At 41.9% G+C, this 23,978-nt stretch carries 20 protein-coding genes and 1 riboswitch; of the genes, 4 read left to right on the plus strand and 16 right to left on the minus strand.

From position 1 onward, the window contains the following. Nucleotides 1-10 precede the first annotated feature (10 nt). The 13 genes from nrdD to uvrA all read right to left on the minus strand — a co-directional run bounded on the left by nrdD (nucleotide 11) and on the right by uvrA (nucleotide 17,298). The gene (gene nrdD / locus SK642_RS08695; RefSeq protein ID WP_033684499.1) at nucleotides 11-2,218 is read right to left on the minus strand and encodes an anaerobic ribonucleoside-triphosphate reductase; all 2,208 of its coding nucleotides are present in this window, start codon (nucleotides 2,216-2,218) and stop codon (nucleotides 11-13) included. A gap of 119 nt (nucleotides 2,219-2,337) precedes the next feature. Then, a complete protein-coding gene (locus SK642_RS08700; RefSeq protein ID WP_033684411.1) occupies nucleotides 2,338-3,891 on the minus strand; it encodes a hypothetical protein in 1,554 nt (517 codons plus the stop codon). A gap of 255 nt (nucleotides 3,892-4,146) precedes the next feature. After that, the gene (gene cls / locus SK642_RS08710) at nucleotides 4,147-5,679 is read right to left on the minus strand and encodes a cardiolipin synthase (protein WP_033684414.1); all 1,533 of its coding nucleotides are present in this window, start codon (nucleotides 5,677-5,679) and stop codon (nucleotides 4,147-4,149) included. Between the two features lie 244 nt (nucleotides 5,680-5,923). Beyond that, nucleotides 5,924-6,394 (minus strand): SP_0198 family lipoprotein, encoded by a 471-nt coding sequence (locus SK642_RS08715; RefSeq protein WP_033684415.1) that lies wholly within the window; start codon nucleotides 6,392-6,394, stop codon nucleotides 5,924-5,926. 84 nt (nucleotides 6,395-6,478) lie between these two features. Then, nucleotides 6,479-7,729, minus strand: coding sequence for a folylpolyglutamate synthase/dihydrofolate synthase family protein (locus SK642_RS08720; protein ID WP_033684417.1), 1,251 nt, complete (start codon nucleotides 7,727-7,729; stop codon nucleotides 6,479-6,481). Between the two features lie 353 nt (nucleotides 7,730-8,082). After that, nucleotides 8,083-8,388, minus strand: coding sequence for a DUF1292 domain-containing protein (locus SK642_RS08725; RefSeq protein ID WP_000017620.1), 306 nt, complete (start codon nucleotides 8,386-8,388; stop codon nucleotides 8,083-8,085). Nucleotides 8,389-8,403: 15 nt separating this feature from the next. Then, nucleotides 8,404-8,823 carry a Holliday junction resolvase RuvX gene (gene ruvX / locus SK642_RS08730; protein ID WP_033684419.1) on the minus strand — a complete coding sequence of 140 codons (420 nt, stop codon included), beginning with the start codon at nucleotides 8,821-8,823 and terminating at the stop codon, nucleotides 8,404-8,406. Between the two features lie 3 nt (nucleotides 8,824-8,826). After that, the gene (locus SK642_RS08735) at nucleotides 8,827-9,093 is read right to left on the minus strand and encodes an IreB family regulatory phosphoprotein (RefSeq protein ID WP_000507059.1); all 267 of its coding nucleotides are present in this window, start codon (nucleotides 9,091-9,093) and stop codon (nucleotides 8,827-8,829) included. Nucleotides 9,094-9,179: 86 nt separating this feature from the next. Continuing rightward, nucleotides 9,180-9,749: an SP0191 family lipoprotein gene (locus SK642_RS08740; protein ID WP_033684420.1), complete on the minus strand. Its 570-nt coding sequence runs from the start codon at nucleotides 9,747-9,749 to the stop codon at nucleotides 9,180-9,182. Between the two features lie 65 nt (nucleotides 9,750-9,814). Beyond that, nucleotides 9,815-10,213, minus strand: a complete 399-nt coding sequence (spx, locus tag SK642_RS08745) for a transcriptional regulator Spx (RefSeq protein WP_000591165.1) — start codon at nucleotides 10,211-10,213, stop codon at nucleotides 9,815-9,817. Between the two features lie 135 nt (nucleotides 10,214-10,348). Continuing rightward, entirely contained in the window at nucleotides 10,349-13,009 is a 2,661-nt protein-coding gene (gene mgtA / locus SK642_RS08755; protein WP_033684421.1) for a magnesium-translocating P-type ATPase, read from the minus strand. Nucleotides 13,010-13,203: 194 nt separating this feature from the next. Continuing rightward, nucleotides 13,204-13,355: riboswitch (M-box (ykoK) riboswitch) on the minus strand. A 57-nt stretch (nucleotides 13,356-13,412) separates the two neighbouring features. Beyond that, on the minus strand, nucleotides 13,413-14,474 hold the full coding sequence (locus SK642_RS08760; RefSeq protein ID WP_033684422.1) for a M24 family metallopeptidase: 1,062 nt from the start codon (nucleotides 14,472-14,474) through the stop codon (nucleotides 13,413-13,415). Next, nucleotides 14,467-17,298 (minus strand): excinuclease ABC subunit UvrA, encoded by a 2,832-nt coding sequence (uvrA, locus tag SK642_RS08765; protein ID WP_033684423.1) that lies wholly within the window; start codon nucleotides 17,296-17,298, stop codon nucleotides 14,467-14,469. The genes SK642_RS08760 and uvrA overlap by 8 nt, the downstream gene beginning before the upstream one ends. Nucleotides 17,299-17,429: 131 nt before the next feature. Here uvrA and SK642_RS08770 point away from each other — a divergent pair, with 131 nt between their 5' ends. The 4 genes from SK642_RS08770 to SK642_RS08790 all read left to right on the plus strand — a co-directional run bounded on the left by SK642_RS08770 (nucleotide 17,430) and on the right by SK642_RS08790 (nucleotide 20,758). Then, nucleotides 17,430-18,374, plus strand: coding sequence for a magnesium transporter CorA family protein (locus SK642_RS08770; protein ID WP_000815623.1), 945 nt, complete (start codon nucleotides 17,430-17,432; stop codon nucleotides 18,372-18,374). An 11-nt stretch (nucleotides 18,375-18,385) separates the two neighbouring features. Beyond that, nucleotides 18,386-19,063, plus strand: a complete 678-nt coding sequence (locus SK642_RS08775) for a DUF1129 domain-containing protein (RefSeq protein WP_033684424.1) — start codon at nucleotides 18,386-18,388, stop codon at nucleotides 19,061-19,063. A gap of 291 nt (nucleotides 19,064-19,354) precedes the next feature. Further along, complete coding sequence (locus tag SK642_RS08785; protein WP_033684426.1) at nucleotides 19,355-20,389, plus strand: S66 family peptidase; 1,035 nt, start codon at nucleotides 19,355-19,357, stop codon at nucleotides 20,387-20,389. A 105-nt stretch (nucleotides 20,390-20,494) separates the two neighbouring features. Next, nucleotides 20,495-20,758 (plus strand): SemiSWEET family transporter, encoded by a 264-nt coding sequence (locus SK642_RS08790; RefSeq protein WP_000166114.1) that lies wholly within the window; start codon nucleotides 20,495-20,497, stop codon nucleotides 20,756-20,758. A gap of 84 nt (nucleotides 20,759-20,842) precedes the next feature. Here the strand turns inward: SK642_RS08790 and SK642_RS08795 are convergent, their stop codons facing one another. Genes SK642_RS08795 through mutL form a run of 3 tightly spaced genes read right to left on the minus strand, consistent with a single transcriptional unit; the run spans nucleotide 20,843 to nucleotide 23,974 of the window. After that, the gene (locus SK642_RS08795) at nucleotides 20,843-21,406 is read right to left on the minus strand and encodes a DNA-3-methyladenine glycosylase I (protein WP_000166611.1); all 564 of its coding nucleotides are present in this window, start codon (nucleotides 21,404-21,406) and stop codon (nucleotides 20,843-20,845) included. Nucleotides 21,407-21,415: 9 nt separating this feature from the next. After that, nucleotides 21,416-22,009 (minus strand): Holliday junction branch migration protein RuvA, encoded by a 594-nt coding sequence (ruvA, locus tag SK642_RS08800; protein WP_000273417.1) that lies wholly within the window; start codon nucleotides 22,007-22,009, stop codon nucleotides 21,416-21,418. Nucleotides 22,010-22,024: 15 nt separating this feature from the next. Further along, the gene (gene mutL, locus SK642_RS08805; RefSeq protein WP_033684427.1) at nucleotides 22,025-23,974 is read right to left on the minus strand and encodes a DNA mismatch repair endonuclease MutL; all 1,950 of its coding nucleotides are present in this window, start codon (nucleotides 23,972-23,974) and stop codon (nucleotides 22,025-22,027) included. Nucleotides 23,975-23,978: the final 4 nt, after the last annotated feature.

Below are 23,978 nucleotides of genomic sequence, written 5' to 3' on the forward strand. Positions count from 1 at the left end.
TCAGTTCTTTCTAATTTGTTACTTGATGACCAGCTATTTTAATCGTTGAGCCATTCATATGTTTGACACGCGCAGCGATTTCCTTGTGACGGCCGTTGACCATCGGTCTCGCTTGAGGATTGCCAAGATAGCCACAAGTTCGTTTCACCACATCTACTGTTTTAGGATCGCTATTCCCACAGTTGGGACAAGCAAATCCTCTCTCAGTTGGTTCAAAATCCCCTTCAAAGTCACACTTGTAGCAACGGTCAATTGGTGTATTGGTGCCTAGGTAGCCTACACGGTCATAAGCATAGTCCCAGACAGCTTCCAGGGCCTTAGGATTTTGCTGGAGGACTGGATACTCACAATAATGGATAAAACCACCTGATGCACCTGCTTCTGGATAGACTTTCTCAAAGTCCAATTTTTCAAACGGTGTTGGATTTTTACGAACATCGTAGTGGAAAGAGTTGGTGTAGTATTCCTTATCTGTAATATCAGGAATAGAACCAAACTTGTCTGTATCTAGTCGGCAGAAACGGTCTGTCAAACTTTCGGACGGTGTTGAGTAGATAGAGAAATGGTAGCCATATTGGTCAGACCACTCTTCTACACGGCGTTTCATATCGCGAATGATATCCAGCGTAAATTCCTTAGCATCTGGATTGCTTTCCCAGCTGTTACCAAAGAAAACTGTCGCTACCTCGTACAAACCAATGTAACCTAGCGAAACTGTTGCACGACGATTCTTAAAGAGCTGGTCAACACTCTCTTCTTTACCTAGACGATGGCCAAAAGCACCGTACTGATAGAGGATAGGAGCATTGGCTGGCATCGCTTCTTTAGTGCGTTCGACACGGTAAACCAGAGCATCTTCTGCGATATTCATCCGCTCGTTGAAGATTTCCCAGAACTTATTCATGTCGCCCTCAGACTCAAGGGCAATACGAGGCAGGTTAACCGTCACAACACCCAGATTCATACGGCCTGAATTGACCTCGACACCATTTTCATCCTTCCATCCTTGGAGGAAAGAACGACAACCCATAGGAACTTTGAAGGAACCAGTCAACTCAATAATCTTATCATAGGACAAGACATCTGGGTACATCCGTTTGGTTGCACACTCGAGAGCCAACTGTTTTATGTCATAGTTTGGAGTCCCTTCTTCCAAGTTAAGGCCTTTTTTAAGCGTAAAGATGAGTTTAGGAAAGATGGCCGTACGATGTTCTGAACCAAGTCCCTTGATGCGAATGGTCAAGATAGCTTTTTGAATTTCTCGTTCAAAACGATTGGTTCCCAGACCAAAACCTAGTGAAGTAAAAGGTGTTTGACCATTTGAAGTGAAGAGAGTATTGATTTCATACTCAAGAGATTGCATGGCATCATAGATGTCCTTTTGAGTTTTCTTCCAAGCGTAATCTTCCCGTTTTTCAGGCAAGACCCATTCTTCCGCATCTTTGAGGTGTTTTTGGTAATTCTTCTCTGCGTACGGCGCCAAAACTTCATCGATACGGTCAGCTGAACAGCCTCCATACTGGCTAGAAGCAACATTGGCGATGATTTGGGAAATCTGAGCAGTCGCAGTCTGGATAGACTTGGGGCTCTCAACCTCCGCATTTCCAATCTTAAAACCATTTTCCAACATACCCTTGAAATCAATCAAACAGCAGTTGGTCATAGGAGTATAGGGGCTGTAGTCCAAATCGTGATAGTGGATATCCCCTTTTTGGTGGGCATTGGCTACATGCTTAGGAAGCATTTGCAATCCAATTGATTTCCCAACAATTCCTGCTGTCAAATCACGTTGGGTGTTAAAGACATCACTGTCTTTATTGGCATTTTCGTTAACAACCGCCTGATCTTTATTGAGAAGCTTATGGATACTAAAGTTAATATCTGTCGCTTTTGAGCGCTCAAAATCCCTTTGTGTCCGATAAGTGATATACTCCTCAGCCAGAGCATATTCTTTGGCTTCAAGGAGTTCATGTTCTACAATATTTTGGATTTCATAAATCTTAACCCCTTGTGGAAAGCGACTATGAATTTCTGTGACAATTCGCTCAGTTAGAGCATTTAGGCGCTTTTCAACCAAGGGTGTCACGTCCATAACCTTGTCTGCCGCCTTGTGGAGAGCTTTATCAATCTTGTCCACATCAAATACAACACGTCTTCCATCTCGTTTCTCGACGAAGAGAGTTGGCAAAATTGTAATTTTTTCTTCTAGTGCAATCATATGCATGCTCTTTTCTAAAATGTTCTTTCTAAAAAGTATTATACCACTCTAAAAAGAAAAATCAATATCTTGTGTTAAAAATCCTAAAATTTTTAAAAATACACAAGATATTGATTTTATTATTTGGTTTTATAAACTTTAAACTCTGAATAATCTGTCTTTAATTGTTGGTAATTTTCTTTTAAAAGTGTTTCTACTTCAGACCAGAGCGCCACCTTATCATTCACCACAATCACCTTAGGTTGATTTTCTTTCAAATCATTGATCAAACTAGTTTTATTTTCTTCTGTATTCGTGTAGAGAAGAGGGGATGGGAACATGGATCCAGACAAACGCTGGCTTTCTTTATAGATCTGAACATGAGAATCCCAGATATAGATTTGGTCTCCCTCGCTCGTCTCTTGTCTTATTCTATCTACTACTTGATGTTGTTCACTATATGAAGCTGGATGCAAGACAAAACGAGCTACAAAAGGAACTGCAATTAGATAAAACACTACTAGAATCGGTAAGTAGAGATTTCCCCTCATAAATTTTTTCCATAAAGTTGGAACTTCCTCTCTTCTCCGACAACGAGCTCCTCTAGCTGAATGTTTTCCACGAATACTAGTCATCAAAAGAAGGAGCAAAAATGGAAGAATCAGAATTAAATGTGAACCGTGGAGAGGTTCTCGAGACAAGAGCAGTAAGGCTAGGATAAATAATAAAACAAAGCTAGCTGGTACTGAGATGACATATAATCTAGATGCTTTAGATTGGAACAAGCCCAGAAAAACAAGGATGAAAGTTCCTAATCCAAAAGTTAATAGACCATAGAATAAAGCATTTTCTGCTAACTGGGGATTAGTAAAAGCCATCATAGAAGTAAATGGATACAAAAATCTACTTAAAGCCTCTTCAAAACCTCCTGAAATGATGACATAGTAGCCTAAAGGATAAAATAGGAGAGAGAAACCAAGTGCTGTCGTAAAAAATTGATAAATTCCATGTATAAAGCGTCCATGTCCAACATTAAAGACAAATAAACCAATTGTTACTACTGCAGTAAAAAGAAGACTTGTAAGAGGTTCTATGAAAAATGATAGGGCCAATAAAATCCCCAGACGTAGAAATCCCTTGTCATTATTAGGATTTGACAGATAGCGTGCTACTAAAGAAAAGCCTGAAAATAAGAACGGAAGAGCTAAAATCGTAGCATAGCCTCCTCCAAAACCAAGACCAGATACCAAAAGATAAAATATGGTTAGAAGTTGCTTAGCTTGATCCCTTTGTCCTGTCAGATAGTCAGTTGCAGAAAAAAGGAAATACCCCCCTCCTAAGAGGGCTAGCCATTCTACTAAGGCAAAAAGGATACCTCCTTGGGTAATGTAAAGTAGTAAATAATAAAGAAGACCTTGACCAGCATAATAACTACTGTATAGCTGTCCTCCCTGATGCAAAGCCCACCCTATATACAAATCCTGCGCCTGAGAAGGACTTACCATATCTAAAAGTAAAGGAAGCCCCACAGAAAAAATTGTCGCAATCGTACTTCCAATGATGAGTCTGAAAAATGGGAAAGCTACACGCTCTTCTTTTTCTACATGAGATTCAAGGTTCCTATCTAATCTATTTTCAATTTCATTACTCTGTATCGTTTCGGATACTTCTTCGATTCTGCCATATACAGCCATGTCGTTTCTCCTATTCAATTTATCTGTCTTAGTATATCAAAAAGACCTAGAATTGTCAGCTTGCGATGGCTGTTTGAGTGATTTTTTGCATAGTTTCACAAAGGTTTCAATTTCTCGAAATCGGTGTAAATGTGTCTGTTTAAATGTCATGATATAGTTCAATTCTTTCTGAGTCAACATCGTTCCCCCCTATATCTTCTTATTCGTAAAAGGCAAGAAAAATAGGACTGGCTTGTATCCTAAGTCCTAGATTTCTTATAAGATTGGGGCGAATAACTGGGCAATTTCCTTAATCAATTTCTGATACCAGCTATTTTTTATCGTATGAGGGAAAATTTCTTGAGATACTGAAAAAATCTCCTCAAAATCTTTTTGAATCTCTGTGATTGATGCCGTTTTATATAGCAAAACTGCATTTTCATAGTGGTGAAGCAAACTTCTGTAATCTAAGTTAATGGTTCCAACTACAGCAAAGTCCTTGTCCACTAAGATTTGTTTACTGTGAATGAAGCCTGGACTATACTCAAAAATTCTTACTCCTGCTGATAACAAATCCGAATAGGCTCCTCTTGTGATGAGTTGGATTAATTTTTTATCCGGAATGAAAGGTGTTACAATGCGGATATCAACACCCCTCATAGCTGCATTTTTAATACTCTCAGTTAAATCATAGTCAATAATCAAATAGGGTGTTGTAATATAGACTGAATCAGTAGCCTGATTAATCAAACTTTGATAGACTTTTTTCCCTACCTGAGTACGGAAGATGGGCTTGGGTCCACTACCGTAAGGAATGCAGAGCCCTTGACCAGAACAAGGTTGGTTTTCCAAGTGATACTGGTCAAAATCGCTGATTTCCCCACGATTGATGTACCAAGTCATCAAAAAGAGACGGGTGAGAGCCTTGACACCAAGGCCATCTAAGCGAATCCCACTGTCCTTCCAATAGCCAAAGCGTTCTACATGATTGATGTACTCATCGGCTAAGTTAATGCCTCCTGTATAAGCTACCTGACCATCTATAACAAGGATTTTACGATGGTCCCTATTGTTGTAAGCCACCGTCAGACGAGGAATTACCTTATTAAATTTATGGGCTTCAATTCCTCGACTACGAAGCTGAATAGTGTAGTCTCTAGGCAAAGTCGCCATACAGCCGATATCATCATAGAGCATCTTGACCTCTACACCCTGAGCTGCCTTTTGCTCTAGTATGTCTAGTATGCTATTCCACATCAGACCTTCTTCGACAATATAGTACTCTAGAAAGATAAATTTCTCAGCTTTCTTGAGGTCTTCTAACATATGTTGCCACATGCTTTCACCCGAAGAAAAGAATTGTGAGTCGGTTCGATCATAGACATCGGCATTACTATCCATACTCAACAAAGATTTGATCACTCCGTAAGCCGCCTTATCCTCTTCCTTCAATTTCTGTCGAAGTACTTTACTGTTATCCTCCCGAAAATGCATGGAACCAAGTTTGTCCAACTGCTTGATTTCTTTTTTGGACAATCGCCTTTCACCAAACATCAGATAGAGCAGGGGGCCAATGATAGGAACAAAAGTTACCACTAACCACATTACCTTGCTTTCAGGGGCCATAGAACGATTGACAATCGCTACGATAGTCGCCATACTCATAAAAATCAAGACAATAACCCATAGAATAGGGGCCATACGCCCTAAATAAAGAAAGAGACCAAAAACAAGAGTAAGTTCAAGTAGCATAATTGAAAGACTAAAGCCATACTTGGACATCAATAATTGAAATTTCCTATATTTCATATCCCCTCCTTGATATTTTGAATACTAAAAACAGGTAATTGATACTCTTCGAAAATCTCTTCAAACCACGTCAGCTTCACCTTGCCGTACTTAAGTACAGCCTGCGGCTAGCTTCCTAGTTTGCTCTTTGATTTTCATTGAGTATGATACTAGTATAACGCAGGTATTCGATAGAAGGCAAGTATTTATGGTCATTTTTCTGAGTAATCATAAAAGAGACCGAAAAATCCAGTCTCCTTCTAGTTTATTTTGATAAAACGATGCGATCAGACGCGTCTCTATCCATATCGTCAATAATCATCTGATTGCCATTGATTGCATAAATCTTGGCATCATCACCAATAATCATGCGTTGATTGGCTGGATCGAAGCTGACCTGTTTGATTTCTTGATCTCCGTCAGTTTCTACCTGTGTCCATGTACCAGTTATTCCAGTTACCACTAAAGTGATACGGTCTCCTTCATCCTGACCAGTATAAGTTCCATCAATATTAGTTGGTTGAGCCTCAGGCGCATTTTGTGAAGAACTTGTCGCTGCCTGATTTTTATTTTCTGTAGAAGATGAAGCAGCTTGTGATTGTTGTGATTGTTGTGATTGTTGTGTTTGCGGTTGAGCCGCTGGTTGTTGAACCTGTTGCGCTCTTTGTGAACAAGCTACTAAGAGACTAAGACTTGCTAGAGAAGCAAGAGAAAGTGTGAATGTTTTTAATTTCATGATGAATTTCCTTTCTGCTACCAATTTAGAGAATGTTCCTTCTAACTGGTAGTTCCCCTAGTATAACAAGTTCAAAAAAAGAGGTCAATTTATCTGCTCATGCTCCAGTAGGTGACTCCGTACTTCTGAGATAAAATAGAGGGACCCTGTAATGAACAACAACTCCTGAACGTCGGATCTTGCTTCAAAATTGCTAATAAATTCTCGATAAGAAGGAATCACGTCGTAACCCGTTACATCTGTCTCGTCCAAAGACCCTTGATAGTCAAATCCAGTCACCTTGAGTTCCACCTGAGGCAAATTTTCAGTCAGATACCCCAACATCCCTTGATAATCCTTACGTTTCAAGGCTCCAAAGAGGATTTGAGGACGATAGCCTTCCTGCTCTTTTTCTTTGATAAACTCAACCAAGCGAGTCAAGGCAGGGAGGTTATGAGCACCATCCAAGTAAATCTGTGGGCGAATACGCTCCAAACGCCCAGCCCAATGAGTCTGTTTCAAGGCCTTTCTTACAGCCTGCTCATCAGCAACTTCCTTTCCTTCTCTCATAAAGAGAAGAAATGCTTGCAACGCCAAGGCCGCATTCTCCTGCTGATAAGCTCCTTCTAAACCTATTTTCAGCTGCGAAATATTTAGTAAAGAACTTGAAAAATCGCCATTCAACATTGAAAAATCTTGACCTGCCTGATAAAGGTCAACAGCTAATGATTCAGCTTTTTTCTGACAGACAACCCTAGCTTCTGAAGACAATTTCGCAATCACTGCCTTTTTACCAGCCTTGAAAATGCCAGCCTTTTGCTCTGCGATTGCTTCTAGACTATCGCCCAAGGTCTCTTGATGGTCGAGCCCGATAGAGGTGATGACAGCAATCTCTCCAGTTACCACATTGGTCGTGTCAAGTAAGCCACCAATTCCCACTTCTAGTAAAACCAAATCCACCTCTTGCTCTCTAAAATAGAGGAAAGCAATCAAGGTCAGCAATTCAAAAAAGGACAACTGGTCATGAGTTTGCAAAAGCGTCTTTTCCATCTCCTTGACCTGCTCAGCTAGACGGATAAAGTCTGCGTCTGCTATAGGTTGTCCATTAATGCAGATTCGGTCATTGATAGAGACGATATGAGGGGAGGTAAAGGTCGCAACTTTTTTGCCATGCCCCATAAATAATTCCCTCATGAAAGCAATGGTAGAGCCTTTCCCATTAGTCCCTGTTACGTGGATAATAGGGTAAGACTTCTCTGGATTCTCAAACAAATCCACCGCTTCTTGCATTCGGCCTAAACCTGATCGAAAATTCAAACCGATCCGACTATGGAGCCATTCTTCTACTTCAAACATACACCTCTCCTTGACAAAAGTCCAATCAATTACCACATCAAAGCATGATGACTAATAAAAACAAGGTCAGGATTTTCGTCCCAACCTCTTACCTGGTTAGCTAATAACTAGCTACTATAAATTTTAACGTGAGTTAAAAACGTCCCCTAGACTTACCAGTTCTCTCTTATTTAAAGGAACTGGGGTAAAAATATCCACTGGACTTACTTACGGTCTTATTTTTAGCGTAAGGCTAAAAACGTCCCCCGGACTGCCTGCGTTTCTATTTTCTAGCGCAGGGGTAAAAACGTCCACAGGACGTTCCAACTCTTCCAATTTCTAGGAGTTGGGGTGATACAGTCTCCCAGACTGTATCACTCCTCCATAAAACTATTGAAGACTTCTTCAATCATGTTCCATTCGTCTTCTGAGTCTTCTGGGATTGGTTGCAATTCGCCTTCTGTTCCATCCTCGTTTTCGATGAATGAGTAAGCTTGGATTTCAACTTGTCCGTCTTCGTCTTCTTCTGCGTTAACTGGTACTAGGAGAACATAGTTTTTACCAAATTCTTCTTTCCCATCAATCGTCAAAAGGATTTCAAACAAGGTTTCATTTCCTTGCTCATCTACTAGTGTAATTAATTCACGTTCTTCGTGGTCGTGGTTATGATCGTGTGACATAGCCTCTCCTTTATATTAAAATTTTCTATCTAAATAATTTTGTAAAATCAGCTGAGCTGCTAACTTATCAATGACTTTCTTGCGCTTATTGCGACTGATATCTGCTTGTTCAATCAACATGCGTTCAGCGGCAACTGTTGTCAAGCGTTCATCTTGATAGTCTACTGGTAAACCAAAAAGCTCTTCTAGCTTTGCTCCGTATGCTTGACTAGCTTCCACGCGCGGTCCGCTTGTATTGTTCATGTTTTTAGGCAAGCCCACTACAAATCGTTCCACCTTGTAAGTATCAACCAATTCCTGAACGCGGTCAAAACCAAACTGGCCTTGCTCCTCATTGATTTGGATGATTTCAAGCCCTTGAGCTGTAAAACCGAGCGGATCGCTAATGGCCACCCCTACCGTTTTTGAACCGACGTCCAATCCCATAATTCTCATAGGTTATAGATCGACTCCTTGTCCTTTAAGGTAGTAGCGGACCAATTCCTCAACGATTTCATCACGCTCATACTTACGGATTTGATTTCGTGCATTATTATAACGAGGAACGTAGGCAGGGTCTCCACTCAATACGTAACCTACGATTTGGTTAATTGGGTTGTAGCCCTTATCGTTCAACGAAGCATAGACATCAGTCAAAGTTTCGCTAATTTCTTTTTTATTGGAATCGTCCAATTTAAAACGTACTGTTTCTTCAGTAAATCCCATTCTAACACCCTCTTTCCTTAGAATAGTACCATTATAGCATAATTCCTTACCTTCTACAATTCAGGCAGTCTATTTATTTGGATTTTCTACTGTTCTGTCGCGCCATTTGCCAATCTATCTGAAATATATTTGCTTGGTTCATTTTTCAAAAGATTTTCCAAGCCAATATTTTTTAGATATTCTAACTGAGAAGCCTTCTTGACATCCAGAACTTGAAAATCATAACTAGTCGTTGTTTGAAGTTCCGTTGCGCTCAATAATTTGGTTTCAAGTTTGAAGCCTGCCAATTTACGAGCTTCAATGATAGACTCATCCTTCTCCTCCGCCTCAAGAAGAGCTTTTTGAGTTTCTTCCACACCATGTTGATCAATATAGGTCTTCAACTCATCTGAGACTGGACGCTTTTGCTGAATGGTTAGGTTCAAAAAAGTCTTGTCTTTGTATGTAATGGTTTGGGTTTGCTGGCTACCATCATCTGACTTAGGCAAGACCAAAGTCTTGGTGACAACTGTGTTCTTCTCAGCATTTTCAATAACTGGCAATGCTGATTGAAGCGTATCCTTCTCTGTTTTTGTAGCTGGTCCCGCTTCTTTTTTCTGTCCACAACCAACCAGGACAAAAAGGAAAGCTAGACTAACAAGAACTATTTTTTTCATTTCTTTCTTCTTTCTTTTTGAGATTAAAATAGAATAAGACTGGGAATTGCTCCCAGCCTTGATGTTTATAGAGCTGCACGCAAACGTGCTTCTGCATTTTCTACATTACGGACAGAGCGTGGTAGGAAGGCACGAATATCGTCTTCCTTGTAGCCAACTTGCAGGCGTTTTTCATCCACAAGGATTGGGCTCTTCAAAATTCTCGGTGTTTCCATAATCAGATTGAGGACTTCGTTGACGCTCAAATCTTCAATATCCACTCCGAGGGCTTTGGCATAGCGATTTTTAGACGAAACGATGCTGGCTATTCCGTTATCTGTTTTGGTTAGAATATCCAGTAATTCTTCTCGCGTAATTCCTTCTTTACCAAGGTTTTGTTCTTTATAACTTAACTGGTGGGCATTGAGCCAGGTTTTTGCTTTTTTACAACTAGTACAACTTGAGACTGTATAAATTTTAATCATGTACCTACCCCTTTCGCTACATGTTACTATCAGTTTAGTCTATTATACCATAAAAAACATCCGACTTGCGACCTATTTTTAAATTTTTTTGACTTTTTTCGTCATTTTCGTACTTTTTTCTTGACAAAATGAAATTTACAGCCATTCTTTATATTTCTTGATATAGATTTTTTTCACAATTGTCACGCTAATCATATACAAAATAATGATGAAAAGTAAAGAGATGAAATAAATCGGTTTTAAAGGAGTGAGATGAAGAAGACTTGCGAGTGGGCTGTAGGGAAGGAAGGTCACAAAGGCTGCAGCCAATAAGGTTGTCACAAGGACTAGCCAAGCTGGACGACTTTGTAAAAAGGGAATTTTGGCTGAACGCAGCATATGGATAACCATAGTCTGAGACCACATAGACTCGATAAACCAACCTGTCTGGAACAAGACAATAAAGCCTACGGCCGACTCTGCTCCATGAACATAGGCATGACCTGTCGTCATGGGTACAATGATAAAATAAAGCAAGCTGAAGGTCAAAATATCAAAGGCAGAAGAGATAGGCCCCATCCAAACCATGAAACGTGTAATAGACTTGGCTTCCCATGTATGCGGATTTCTCAAAAAATCTTTGTCCACCTTGTCAAAAGGCAAGGCAATACAAGACAAATCATAGACTAGATTTAGGATAATCAAATGGACTGGTGCCATTGGTAAAAATGGTAAAAAGATTCCAGAGACCAATAGGGATAAGATATTTCCAAAATTAGAACTCACTGTCATCTTGATATATTTGGTCATATTAGCATAGACCTTACGCCCTTCAACCAGTCCTTTTTCAAGTACCATGAGATCCTTATCAAGTAGGATAACATCAGCTGTTTCTTTAGCAATATCTACTGCTGTATCAACAGAAATCCCCACATCTGCTACTTTCATAGAAGGGGCATCATTGATTCCATCTCCCATATAGCCAACAGCATGACCATTAGCCTTAAATTGCAAAATAATCCTTGCTTTTTGGTCAGGAGAAAGTTTGGCAAAGACTGTTACCTCCTCTACGGCTTGGGCCAATTCTTGATCACTCATCTGATCAATTTCAGACCCCAATAGCATCTGATTGATATCTAAACCAACCTTTTCACAGACTGCTTGGGTAACTTTTTCGTTGTCTCCCGTTAAAATCTTTGTTTTAACTCCATGTTCTAACAAAGCCTTAATTGCTGGTGCTGCAGATGGTTTTGGTGGATCTAGGAAGGCTAAATAACCAGTTAGAATCATATCCCCTTCATCATCAACTGTATAAGCATGACCTTCCCTCAAACCTGACTTATAGGCCACTCCCAAGACACGCAAACCTTGTTGATTGAGTTGTCGGACTTCCTCTAATATTTCTTCTCTAATAGCATCTGTCAAGGGAGTAATCACTCCTTGGTATTCCGCATGACTGGAAATCGTCAACATTTCCTCTAGGGCACCCTTGGTCACTAAACTAACCACTTCGTGTTCATCCTTGACGATGACACTCATCCGTCTGCGTTCAAAATCAAAGGGAAGCTCATCTATTTTTTGAAAAGTTTGAGACAGATTTTGCAAGAGGGCGTGTTCTTTGGCTTCCTTTTCAGTCCGTTTGATAATGGCTCTGTCCATCAAATTTTTTAAGCCCGTTTGAAAATAAGAATTGAGATAAGCTCGTCTCAAGACAGTCAAATCCAAGCGTCCGTGGATGTCCAAGGGATATTCTAGAACGATTTCATCTTGGGTTAGAGTTCCTGTCTTATCTGTACACAAGATATCAATCGCCCCTAAGTCCTGTATGGCATTGAGTTTCTTGATAACCACTTTTTCCTTGGCCATAATAATGGAGCCTTTTGCTAGACTGGCAGTGATGATCATAGGAAGCATTTCAGGTGTCAATCCAACACCAACACTCAAAGCAAATACTCCAGCTTCCAGCCAGTCGCCATCTGTTAAACCATTGGACAAGAAAACGATGGGCACCATGACCAACATCAAGCGGATCAAAAGCCAAGAGATACTGTTCATCTCCCGCTCAAACGAAGTGGGCTCGTCATAGGTGTTCAGAGTCTGCTCAATAGCCCCCATCATGGTATCATCACCAACCGCCAAAACCACGGCCTTGGCACTACCAGATAAGACATTGGTTCCCATAAAAGCCAAGGATTCGGCTTCGAGAAGACTATCAGATTGTTGAACCGTTGCCTTGGTCAAGGCCAATTTTTCAACAGAATCACTTTCGCCTGTCAAGCCAGACTGTTGTACAAAGAAATCGCGCGACTCAAATAAAAGAAGATCTGCTGGAATCATGTCTCCAGCGCTTAATTTAACCACGTCACCTACTACCAAATCATCGATAGGTACTTCTTGGATTTCTCCTTGACGAATGACTGTCGCTGTGTTGACAATCATTTTTGAAAGATTGGTGGCTGCCTTGTCACTGCGGAGTTCTTGGACAAATCGAATGCCTCCAGAAATGAGAACTAGGACAACAATGATAATGGAAGTCGTCGGATCCTCTTGACCTGGTTTTGCCAACCAGACATTGGTCACTAAGGAAATCACGGCGATAACCAGCAAGATGATTGTAAATGGATTGATAATAGATTCGTAAATCTTTTTGAGGATACTGTCTTCTTGGCCTTTGGTAATCACATTTTCGCCATAGAGGTCACGATTTTTTTCGACCTGTTCCTCTGTCAAACCGTTTAAACTGGTATGATAAAAAGTTAGACTCTCGTCTAAAGGGACTTGAATAGCTGTTGCTAATCTTTCTTTTGTTGTTTTCATTGGTTTCTCCTATCTGTATGAATGATGTGTTTCATACACAGAGACCAATCACTTTATAAGGGCAGAACGACACAAATCAGCGATTGGCTGTGTATGTGCGGTTCCGGATGGTCGTCAATTTGCATCGTCTGTCTCCTTTCTTTGTTTTAAACAGTAGAAAATCCCACCATAAAATGGCAGGATTAAAAAACTAAATATCTGTTTTTTCGTTCAAGCTTTAACTCCATAGGGCAATGTAATGAGCTTAGTCTTAGCCTTCGCGACCAAAACTGTTGACCAACGAGTAGTGTCTCCACTGCTTTGCGGTAGTCATCCGTATCCCTATGGTAGCCTCACCTACCGTTTTCGTCTTTCAGTATAAACCTTTAAATTTTAAAAGTCAATCATTTGAATTGTTTGACTCTTAAATGACTATCAACTCTTTTGGAGCCAAGGTCAATAATTCACAACCTGTCTCTGTAATCAAGATATCATCCTCTATACGAACACCGTATTTACCTTCGATATAGATACCTGGCTCATCGGTCAAGGTCATACCTGCCTTAATAGTTTCTGTAGAAGTCTGGCTAAAGTAAGGCTCTTCATGGATATCCAGGCCAATACCGTGCCCAATACCGTGGGTAAAGTAGTCACCATAACCTGCCTCAATGATAATATCACGAGGGATTTTGTCAAAGTCACGGAAACCTAATCCTGCCTTGGCTTGATCGATCAAGGCTTGGTTGGCTTTGAGAACTGTATTGTAAATCTCTGCTTGCTCGTCGCTAACATGGCCCAGATAGATAGTCCGTGTCATATCACTGACATAGTGATCATAGAGACAGCCGAAGTCCATGGTAATAGCTTCTCCCAGCTCAACTGGTTTGTGCATGGGATGGGCATGAGGTTTGGAAGAGTTGATACCGCTAGCTAGAATCGTATCAAAAGATAAGCCTGACGCTCCTAGCTCCCGCATGCGGAAGTCAAGGAAGTTGGCAATCTCAATTTCAGTCTTTCCTGGCTTAATAAAGTCAAGCGCATCGCGGAAAGCTCGGTCTGAGATAGAACAAGCCTTGCGAATAGCTGCAATTTCCTCCTCATCCTTAATCATTCGAAGACCTTCAACAAACTGAGTTTGTGGAAGTAAGTCCAAACCTGCAAAAGCTGCCTGCATACGGTGATAATAAGAGACCGAAATCTCATCTTCAAAACCGATTCTAGAAAAGCCCATATCCTTGACAATACCTGCAATGACAGCCAATTCATCGCGATCAGCCACAATCTCAAAACCACTGGTTTCTTGCTTAGCTGCAATGATATAGCGAGAATCTGTCACCAAAACCTGACGGTCACGGCTGATGAAGACTGTTCCGTTTGAGCCCCAAAAACCAGTCAGGTAATAGACGTTTTTAAGGTTGTTGATAATGATGCCATCTAGTTCTTTTTCTTGCATTTTAGCTAGAAATGCTTGTACACGTTTATTCATGATGTAACTTTCCTTTCAAATAATGTCCTGTGTAGCTGGCTTCATTGGTCGCTACTTCTTCTGGAGTTCCTGTTGCGATGATGGTTCCACCACCGACACCGCCCTCAGGACCCAGGTCGATAATATGGTCTGCTGTCTTAATGACATCCAGATTGTGCTCAATGACAAGAACTGTATTGCCATCGTCAACAAAGCGAGCGAGAACCTTGAGCAAGCGAGCGATATCCTCAGTATGAAGCCCTGTCGTCGGTTCATCCAGAATATAGAATGACTTGCCTGTCGAGCGTTTGTGAAGTTCGCTAGCCAACTTCATACGCTGGGCTTCTCCCCCAGAAAGGGTGGTAGCAGGTTGCCCCAATGTCACATAACCAAGTCCCACATCCTTGATAGTCTGAAGTTTGCGTTGAATTTTCGGAATATGTTGGAAGAACTCCACCGCATCATTGACCGTCATGTCCAAGACCTGTGAAATATTTTTTTCCTTGTAGTGAACTTCTAGGGTTTCACTGTTATAGCGGGTCCCGTGGCAAACTTCACAAGCCACATAAACATCTGGCAAGAAGTGCATCTCAATCTTGATGATCCCGTCACCTGAACAGGCTTCACAACGACCTCCCTTGACGTTGAAACTGAAACGCCCCTTCTTGTAGCCTCGAATCTTGGCTTCGTTTGTCTGGGCAAAGAGGTCACGTATATCATCAAAAACTCCCGTATAGGTAGCAGGGTTAGACCTTGGCGTCCGTCCGATTGGGCTCTGGTCAATATCAATCAAGCGGTCTACATGCTCAATCCCTGTGATGGTCTTGAATTTACCAGGCTTGTCTGAATTGCGGTTGAGCTTCTGGGCAATAGCTTTTTTGAGGATGCTATTGATTAGGGTAGATTTCCCTGAACCCGATACCCCTGTCACCGCAATGAATTTTCCTAGTGGGAAACGAGCCGTGACATTTTGCAAGTTATTCTCACGTGCACCTGTCACCTCGATAAAACGACCATTTCCCACACGACGCTCTTCTGGTACTGGAATGGCACGTTTACCTGACAAGTACTGGCCTGTGATAGACTTGCTGTTGCGAGCCACCTGTTTAGGGGTTCCTGCCGCAACAATCTCTCCACCAAAAACACCGGCACCGGGACCAACGTCAATCAGATAATCCGCCTCGTGCATGGTATCTTCGTCGTGTTCCACCACGATAAGAGTATTGCCCAAATCACGCATCTTTTTGAGACTGGCAATCAGGCGGTCATTGTCCCTCTGATGAAGACCAATTGACGGCTCATCTAGGATATAAAGGACTCCTGATAGGTTGGAACCAATCTGGGTCGCCAAGCGAATACGCTGACTTTCCCCACCTGAAAGGGTTCCTGCTGAACGTGACAGGGTCAGATAGTTGAGTCCCACGTTATTAAGGAAGGTCAAGCGGTCCTTGATTTCCTTGAGAATGGGCCGAGCAATGATGGCTTCATTTTCAGATAAGGTCAGCTGGCTCACCAAGTCCAAGTGGTCTGCGATCGACAGGTCTGAGATTTCTCCGATATGTGGTCCTTGCTCGCCACCCACACGGACAGACAAGGCCTGGTCATTGAGACGGTAACCGTGACAGGTTCCGCAGGTCAGCTCATTCATGTAGAGACGCATCTGAGTGCGGGTGTAATCACTGTTGGTCTCGTGATAGCGACGCTTGATATTATTGACAACTCCCTCAAACGGAATGTCAATATCGCGCACGCCACCAAATTCATTCTCATAGTGGAAATGGAATTCCTTGCCATCTGAGCCGTAGAGAATCAAGTTCTTATCTTCTTCTGACAAGTCTTCAAAAGGCTTATCCATATCCACTCCAAAGGCTGTCATAGCCTGCTCTAGCATGTTTGGATAGTAGTTAGATGAAATAGGATTCCAAGGTGCTAGCGCTCCCTCACGTAAGGTTTTGCTGGCATCTGGTACTACCAAATCAGTATCCACCTCCAGCTTGATGCCCAAGCCATCACACTCACTACAAGAGCCAAAAGGAGCATTGAAGGAGAAGAGACGAGGCTCTAACTCTGGGACAGTAAAACCACAAACTGGACAGGCATAATGCTCAGAGAAGAGCAACGCAGAGTCGTCCATGGTGTCGATAATAACATAGCCTTCTGCGATACGAAGGGCAGCCTCAATGGAATCAAAGAGACGGCTACGAATGCCCTCCTTTATGACAATACGGTCAACTACGACATCAATATTGTGTTGCTTGCTCTTAGACAAGTCTGGCACTTCGGTCACATCATAGACTTCCCCATCCACACGGACGCGAACATAACCATCTTTCTGAACCTTTTCAATGACGTTCTTATGCTGTCCTTTTTTCTTGCGGATGACAGGAGCTAAGATTTGCAGGCGCTGACGTTCTGGCAGTTCCAAAACCTTATCCACAATTTGCTCCACAGAAGAGGCCTTGATAGCCCCATGCCCGTTGATACAGTAAGGCGTCCCCACACGTGCGTAGAGGAGACGCAGATAGTCATTGATTTCAGTCGTTGTTCCCACCGTCGAACGAGGGTTTTTGCTAGTCGTTTTCTGGTCGATGGAAATAGCTGGGCTCAGACCATCAATAGCATCTACATCAGGTTTCTCCATATTTCCCAAGAATTGACGAGCGTAGGCTGACAAACTCTCCACATAGCGACGTTGTCCCTCAGCATAGAGGGTATCAAAGGCCAGACTTGATTTCCCTGAACCTGACAAGCCTGTCACGACAACCAACTTGTCTCGTGGAATTTCCACATCAATATTTTTTAAATTATGGGCACGCGCCCCATGAATGACAATTTTATCTTGCATCTTTGTTCTTTCTAGTCCATTATTGCTTACCATTATACCAAAAAAAGTGAGATTCTATTACCCAAAAGGCTGATTTTGTAGTATAATAGTACGGTGTGAAAAAATCTGAAAAATGAGAAAGGATAAGGGATATGAAACAAGTTTTTCTCTCTACAACAACTGAATTTAAAGAGATCGATACACTTGAACCGGGTACTTGGATCAATCTCGTCAATCCGACTCAAAATGAATCACTCGAAATCGCTAACGCCTTCGATATTGATATTGCTGACCTTCGAGCACCGCTCGATGCGGAAGAAATGTCTCGTATTACCATTGAAGACGAGTACACCCTGATTATCGTAGACGTTCCGGTCACAGAGGAAAGAAATAACCGCACCTATTACGTTACCATCCCGCTTGGTATTATCATCACCGAGGAAACCATTATCACTACGTGTTTGGAACCACTACCAGTCCTCGATGTCTTTATCAACCGTCGCTTGCGTAATTTCTACACCTTCATGCGTTCACGTTTCATCTTTCAGATCCTCTATCGTAATGCAGAGCTTTACCTAACAGCCCTTCGTTCGATTGATCGTAAGAGTGAACAAATCGAAAGTCAACTGCATCAATCAACTCGTAATGAAGAATTGATTGAGCTCATGGAATTGGAAAAAACCATCGTCTATTTCAAGGCCTCACTCAAGACAAATGAGCGCGTGATTAAGAAATTGACCAGCTCAACCAGCAATATCAAGAAATACCTTGAAGACGAAGACCTGCTTGAAGATACCCTGATTGAAACCCAACAGGCCATCGAGATGGCAGACATTTATGGAAATGTCTTGCACTCTATGACAGAGACCTTCGCCTCTATCATTTCCAACAACCAGAACAACATTATGAAGACCTTGGCCCTTGTGACCATCGTCATGTCCATCCCAACCATGGTCTTTTCTGCCTACGGGATGAACTTTAAGGATAATGAAATCCCCCTAAATGGCGAGCCAAATGCCTTCTGGTTAATCGTCTTTATCGCCTTTGCTATGAGTGTCTCGCTCACTCTCTATCTCATCCATAAAAAATGGTTCTAAGAGGAGTTCCTATGTCTCAGATTGATCTACAAAAATTAACTAAGAAAAACCAAGAGTTTGTCCACATCGCTACTCAGCAATTCATCAAAGATGGGAAAACAGATGCTGAAATTAAGGCTATTTTTGAGGAAGTCATTCCCCAAATCCTTGAAGAGCAAGCCAAGGGTACGACTGCTCGTTCCCTCTATGGCGCACCAACTCACTGGGCTCATAGCTTCACTGTCAAAGAGCAATATGAAAAAGAGCATCCAAAAGAAAATGATGATCCAAAACTGATGATTATGGACTCAGCCCTTTTCATCACTAGCCTCTTTGCCCTCGTCAGCGCCCTCACAACCTTCTTCTCAGCAGATCAAGCTTTCGGCTATGGATTTGTCACCCTCCTGTTAGTTGGACTGGTTGGTGGATTTGCCTTCTACTTGATGTACTACTTTGTTTACCAATACTATGGACCAGATATGGACCGCAGTCAACGTCCACCTTTCTGGAAATCTGTACTGGTTATCCTAGCTTCTATGTTCCTTTGGTTGCTTGTCTTCTTTGCAACAAGCTTCCTACCAGCTAGCCTTAACCCAGTACTGGCTCCATTGCCACTAGCTATTATGGGTGCAGCTCTCCTAGCCCTTCGCTTCTATCTCAAGAAACGCTTCAACATCCGAAGCGCAAGTGCAGGACCAACACGCTATTAAGAAAAATGATAAAAGCAACTGCAGGTGCGGTTGCTTTTTTACTACTTTCCTGATTTAAAAGCATTCTTCTGAAATCCCACATAGCTTTCTCTTATCTTTTTTGATAAAATAGGCTCATACTCAATGAAAATCAAAGAGCAAACTAGGAAGCTAGCCGCAGGTTGCTCAAAGCACTGCTTTGAGGTTGTAGATAGAACTGACGAAGTCAGTAACATATATACAGTAAGGCGAAGCTGACGCGGTTTGAAGAGATTTTCGAAGAGTATCAATCTATTTCTAGGAGGGTGAGATATGATTTCTACTATTGGTATTGTTAGTTTATCTAGTGGCATTATCGGAGAAGACTTTGTCAAACATGAAGTGGACTTGGGTGTCCAACGTCTCAAGGATTTGGGACTCAATCCTATCTTTTTGCCCCATTCGTTAAAAGGCTTAGACTTTATCAAGGACCATCCTGAAGCCCGTGCAGAGGATTTGATACAGGCCTTTTCTGATGATAGCATCGACATGATCCTATGCGCCATCGGTGGAGACGATACCTATCGTTTGTTGCCCTACCTTTTTGAAAATGACCAACTAGAAAAGGTTATCAAACAAAAGATTTTTCTTGGTTTCTCAGATACAACCATGAACCATCTCATGTTGCATAAACTAGGAATCCAGACTTTTTATGGGCAATCCTTTTTAGCAGACATTTGTGAATTGGACAAGGAGATGTTGCCCTATAGCTTTCACTACTTTAAAGAATTGATCGAGACAGGAAAAATCTCAGAAATCCACCCTAGTGACGTTTGGTATGAGGAACGAACTGATTTTAGTCCCAAGGCTCTGGGAACACCTCGTATCAGTCATGCAAATACCGGTTTTGAGTTGTTGCAAGGAAATGCACAGTTCGAGGGAAAAATCCTCGGTGGTTGCCTCGAATCCCTCTACGATATCTTTGACAACTCTCGATATGCAGACAGCACGGAGCTCTGCCAAAAGTACAAACTTTTCCCTGATTTGTCAGACTGGAAAGGAAAAATACTCTTACTAGAAACAAGCGAAGAAAAGCCTGAGCTGGAAGACTTCAAAAATATGTTGCGGACTTTAAAAGACACTGGTATATTCAAGGTCATCAGTGGACTCTTGGTCGGAAAACCTATGGATGAAACTTTCTATGATGACTATAAAGAGGCACTATTGGATATCATTGACAGCAATATCCCTATTGTCTATAATCTGAATGTCGGCCACGCAACTCCAAGAGCAATTGTCCCCTTCGGAGTCCATGCCCATGTAGATGCACAGGAGCAAATCATTCGCTTTGACTATAACAAAAAATAAATAGTTTCTCTATTTTTGTGCTTTTGTATTCGTTTTCGTTACAATTTGTATCTGAATTTATTGCATTTCGCTAATTTCTATGATATCCTTTTGAAGGAGGTGTATATGACAAAACAAAAAATTAATCGAATCGTAGGTTCTATTGGTGCCTTTATTGGAATTATAGTATTTATTGCCTACATACCTCAAATTATCGCTAATTTACAGGGAAATAAAGCTCAACCATTTCAACCTTTATCAGCTGCTATATCTTGCTTAATCTGGGTTATTTATGGATGGACAAAGGAACCTAAGAAGGATTGGATACTAATCATTCCAAATTCAGCTGGTGTTATTTTAGGTGGAATCACTTTTTTGACTTCACTCTAACAAATCTAATAGTATATATAAAAAGCTGGGAAAAATTTCTCAGCTTTTTTCTATATTCTCAGATATGCTAGTTACCTGTACACACTAATTCCTGCTTTTCCATTCACAATCATTCTCGTGGTCATCAACTAGTCCTGCAGCCTGTAGAAAAGACAAGACGGCGACTGGGCCTGTGAACTTGAAACCTCTTTTTTTGAGATCTTTGGCTAATTTCTCAGACAAAGCGGTTTTAGCTGGGGCTTGGCGATAATCGGGAACATCATTAATGACAGTTTTCCCCTCAACAAAAGACCAAAGATAGGCATCAAAAGAGCCATATTCTGCCTGTAGTCGTAGAAAGGCTTGGGCGTTAGCGCGTGTAGCAAAAATCTTGGCTCTATTTCGGATGATAGCTGAATTATCCAGCAAAGCTTCCAATTCGGTGTCAGTCATCTCTGCGACCACTTGAATTTGATAGCCATGAAATGCTTCTCGGAAAGCTTGACGTTTGTTTAGTACCGTTTCCCAAGACAGGCCTGCCTGATAGGTTTCCATACACAACAACTCAAACAATGCTTGGTCATCATGGAGGGGCTGCCCCCACTCCTCATCATGATAGGCAATGTAGAGCTGATTGGTCATCTTGACCCACGAACAACGTTTTGTCATGCTCTGCTCCTATTTGACCAACATTTTAAGGGCCGACTTGATATAGTTCTCAGCTGTATCTGTCGTTCCTTCAAAGAATTTCTTGATTTTCTTGAGCTCGGTTGCCTTGTAGCCCAGAGCCAACATGGCCTCCATAGCTTCTTCCAATTCTTGGTTTTCAGCGCTAGCTTGCACTGCCACTTTGGCAGGAAGATCATCTCCTGCAACTACTACCTTACCTTCCAAGTCCAACACCATCTGTTGGGCTGTTTTCTTGCCAATTTTAGGGAACTTAGTTAAGTAGGTGATGTTCTTGGTTTCAATGGCTTGAACCAAGCCAGCATTGTCATCAGCAGCGATAATAGCAAGAGCTGATACAGGACCAATCCCAGATACCGAAATCAGACTGAGAAAGAGCTTTTTCTCGTCTTCTGAGCGAAATCCATAAAGCAGATGGGCATCCTCACGCACAACCTGATGCACATAAATTTGAGCTTCTTGATTGACCTGTCCTGAGTAGGCATAGGGATTGGCCACATGCAAGATATAGCCGATACCGTTGGTTTCAAGAACAATGTATTTGGCAGTAATTTTGGTAATAATTCCTTTTAAATATTCGTACATAGTTTTCCTTTTAGTTTAATATTTCCCCAGCTCACGGAGACTGGTGTGATTTTCCTGAATACGTCGGAACATCTTTTCCATATCCGACTTGGTAAAATGCACCAAAACAGGACGGCCGTGGGGACAGTTATAGGGATTGTCACATTGAGAGAGCTGATAGAGGAGTTGTCTAGCTGAATAATCATCAATACGATGATTGGCCTTGATTGACCGCTTGCAGGACATCATGATAGCCAGTTCTGCTCGGTATTTCTTGATAGAAACTTCCTTGGTCAAGAGTAGCATATCACACATTTCATAGATGCCTGACTCAATCTCTTCTTCTGCCATCCAAATAGGATGTTCACGTAGGATGAATTGATTTTCCCCGTACTCTGCTAGAAAGACTCCCACTTCCTCTAAAAGAGGCATTCTTTCCTTGAGACGCAGGGCATCATCCGCTGGAAATTCAAAGATATAGGGCACTAGGAGTTGCTGCTGGCTCTGGTCAACATTGCCAATGCTTTCACGGTACTCCTCGTACTTGACCCGTTCCTGAGCCGCGTGCTGGTCTATGATGTAAAGCCCATCTCGCCCTTGGGCAAAGAGATAAGTCCCGTGCATTTGCCCGAAAAATTCCAACTCTGGAAAGCTTGAAGATTCTTCTCGCTCCAGCTTGTCATAAGCCTTATCAAGACTCGCAAGGTCTAACTCTGGATGATCTAGCTGGTCGTAGTTAGCAGGCTTTCTCTCTGCAAAATGCAGTTTTGCTGGCTTGGTCAATTTGTCCAAGGTTTCTTTGGCAAATAAAGTCAAATCCTGTCCTTCATCAGTCAATTCTACCTGATAATCAGCTACTTCAGCTTGACTAGGTCTTGTCGGCTCAGTCTTCTCATAGTAGAGCGTATTTTCTTTGAGTGGGAGAATGGTCTGCTCCACCTTTTGACGATTGCGCACGGTCGATTTGGCAAGATTTTCCAAGGCATCAGGTATCAAAGTTTGCTCCTTGAGACTATTTGCAATAGCTTCAGAAACCAATGCCATCAGTTCTTTTTCCTTAGAAATCCGCACCTCTTGCTTGGTTGGATGTACATTGACATCCGCTAGATAAGGATCGATATGGATGTGAATGACAGCCAGTGGAAAACGGCCTACCATAAGCTTACTACCATAGCCGTCAAGAATAGCACGATTGAGTAAAAAGTTCTTGATATAACGGCCATTGATGAAGAGACTGATATAGTTGCGGTTGGCTCTAGTTAACTCAGGCAAGGACACAAAGCCAGAAATTTCGAAATCAAGATCAGAATTCTCAATTTCAATCATCTTCTTGGCACTCGCCAAACCGTAAATTCCTGCGATGGCTTGACGCAGTTGACCAGTCCCTGCTGTCCGCGTCATTTCCTTGCCATCACTAATCAAACTGAAGGAAATCTCAGGATGGGCCAAGCCCAAACGGTTGACAATATCAATGATATGAGACAACTCCGCTTGCTGGCTCTTCATATACTTGAGGCGGGCAGGCGTATTGAAAAAGAGATCCTCCACACAAACCTTGGTTCCCACAGGACTGGTAGCTGGAATGACTTCTTCAACTTCTCCCCCACGCGCAACTAACTTGGTTCCATGACTAGCACCATCCACCGCCGTCAAAAGGGTCAGAACACTAACAGAAGCAATAGAAGGCAAGGCTTCACCACGAAAACCAAGCGTCCGAATCCGAAAGAGGTCTGCTTGATTTTTTATCTTACTGGTCGCATGACGACGCAGAGCCAGCTCTACCTCATCGTGGACAATTCCATGACCATTATCTGTGATTTGAATTTTCTTGAGACCTGCTTCCTCAATCTCAATGATAATCTGACTAGAGCCAGCATCAATGGCATTTTCTACCAACTCTTTAACCACACTGGCAGGACGCTCGATAACCTCTCCAGCCGCAATCTGGTTTGCCAGCACCTCTGGCAATTCAATAATATGAGACATCTTT

Source organism: Streptococcus mitis (assembly GCF_000722705.1).
GTDB classification, from domain to species: Bacteria; Bacillota; Bacilli; order Lactobacillales; family Streptococcaceae; genus Streptococcus; species Streptococcus mitis_P.

Coding starts and splice junctions, on each gene's coding strand:
- nrdD (WP_033684499.1), bottom strand. CDS start 2,218: ATGATTGCACTAGAAGAAAAAATTACAATTTTGCCAACTCTCTTCGTC.
- SK642_RS08700 (WP_033684411.1), bottom strand. CDS start 3,891: ATGGCTGTATATGGCAGAATCGAAGAAGTATCCGAAACGATACAGAGT.
- cls (WP_033684414.1), bottom strand. CDS start 5,679: ATGAAATATAGGAAATTTCAATTATTGATGTCCAAGTATGGCTTTAGT.
- SK642_RS08715 (WP_033684415.1), bottom strand. CDS start 6,394: ATGAAATTAAAAACATTCACACTTTCTCTTGCTTCTCTAGCAAGTCTT.
- SK642_RS08720 (WP_033684417.1), bottom strand. CDS start 7,729: ATGTTTGAAGTAGAAGAATGGCTCCATAGTCGGATCGGTTTGAATTTT.
- SK642_RS08725 (WP_000017620.1), bottom strand. CDS start 8,388: ATGTCACACGATCATAACCACGACCACGAAGAACGTGAATTAATTACA.
- ruvX (WP_033684419.1), bottom strand. CDS start 8,823: ATGAGAATTATGGGATTGGACGTCGGTTCAAAAACGGTAGGGGTGGCC.
- SK642_RS08735 (WP_000507059.1), bottom strand. CDS start 9,093: ATGGGATTTACTGAAGAAACAGTACGTTTTAAATTGGACGATTCCAAT.
- SK642_RS08740 (WP_033684420.1), bottom strand. CDS start 9,749: ATGAAAAAAATAGTTCTTGTTAGTCTAGCTTTCCTTTTTGTCCTGGTT.
- spx (WP_000591165.1), bottom strand. CDS start 10,213: ATGATTAAAATTTATACAGTCTCAAGTTGTACTAGTTGTAAAAAAGCA.
- mgtA (WP_033684421.1), bottom strand. CDS start 13,009: ATGAAAACAACAAAAGAAAGATTAGCAACAGCTATTCAAGTCCCTTTA.
- SK642_RS08760 (WP_033684422.1), bottom strand. CDS start 14,474: ATGAATAAACGTGTACAAGCATTTCTAGCTAAAATGCAAGAAAAAGAA.
- uvrA (WP_033684423.1), bottom strand. CDS start 17,298: ATGCAAGATAAAATTGTCATTCATGGGGCGCGTGCCCATAATTTAAAA.
- SK642_RS08770 (WP_000815623.1), top strand. CDS start 17,430: ATGAAACAAGTTTTTCTCTCTACAACAACTGAATTTAAAGAGATCGAT.
- SK642_RS08775 (WP_033684424.1), top strand. CDS start 18,386: ATGTCTCAGATTGATCTACAAAAATTAACTAAGAAAAACCAAGAGTTT.
- SK642_RS08785 (WP_033684426.1), top strand. CDS start 19,355: ATGATTTCTACTATTGGTATTGTTAGTTTATCTAGTGGCATTATCGGA.
- SK642_RS08790 (WP_000166114.1), top strand. CDS start 20,495: ATGACAAAACAAAAAATTAATCGAATCGTAGGTTCTATTGGTGCCTTT.
- SK642_RS08795 (WP_000166611.1), bottom strand. CDS start 21,406: ATGACAAAACGTTGTTCGTGGGTCAAGATGACCAATCAGCTCTACATT.
- ruvA (WP_000273417.1), bottom strand. CDS start 22,009: ATGTACGAATATTTAAAAGGAATTATTACCAAAATTACTGCCAAATAC.
- mutL (WP_033684427.1), bottom strand. CDS start 23,974: ATGTCTCATATTATTGAATTGCCAGAGGTGCTGGCAAACCAGATTGCG.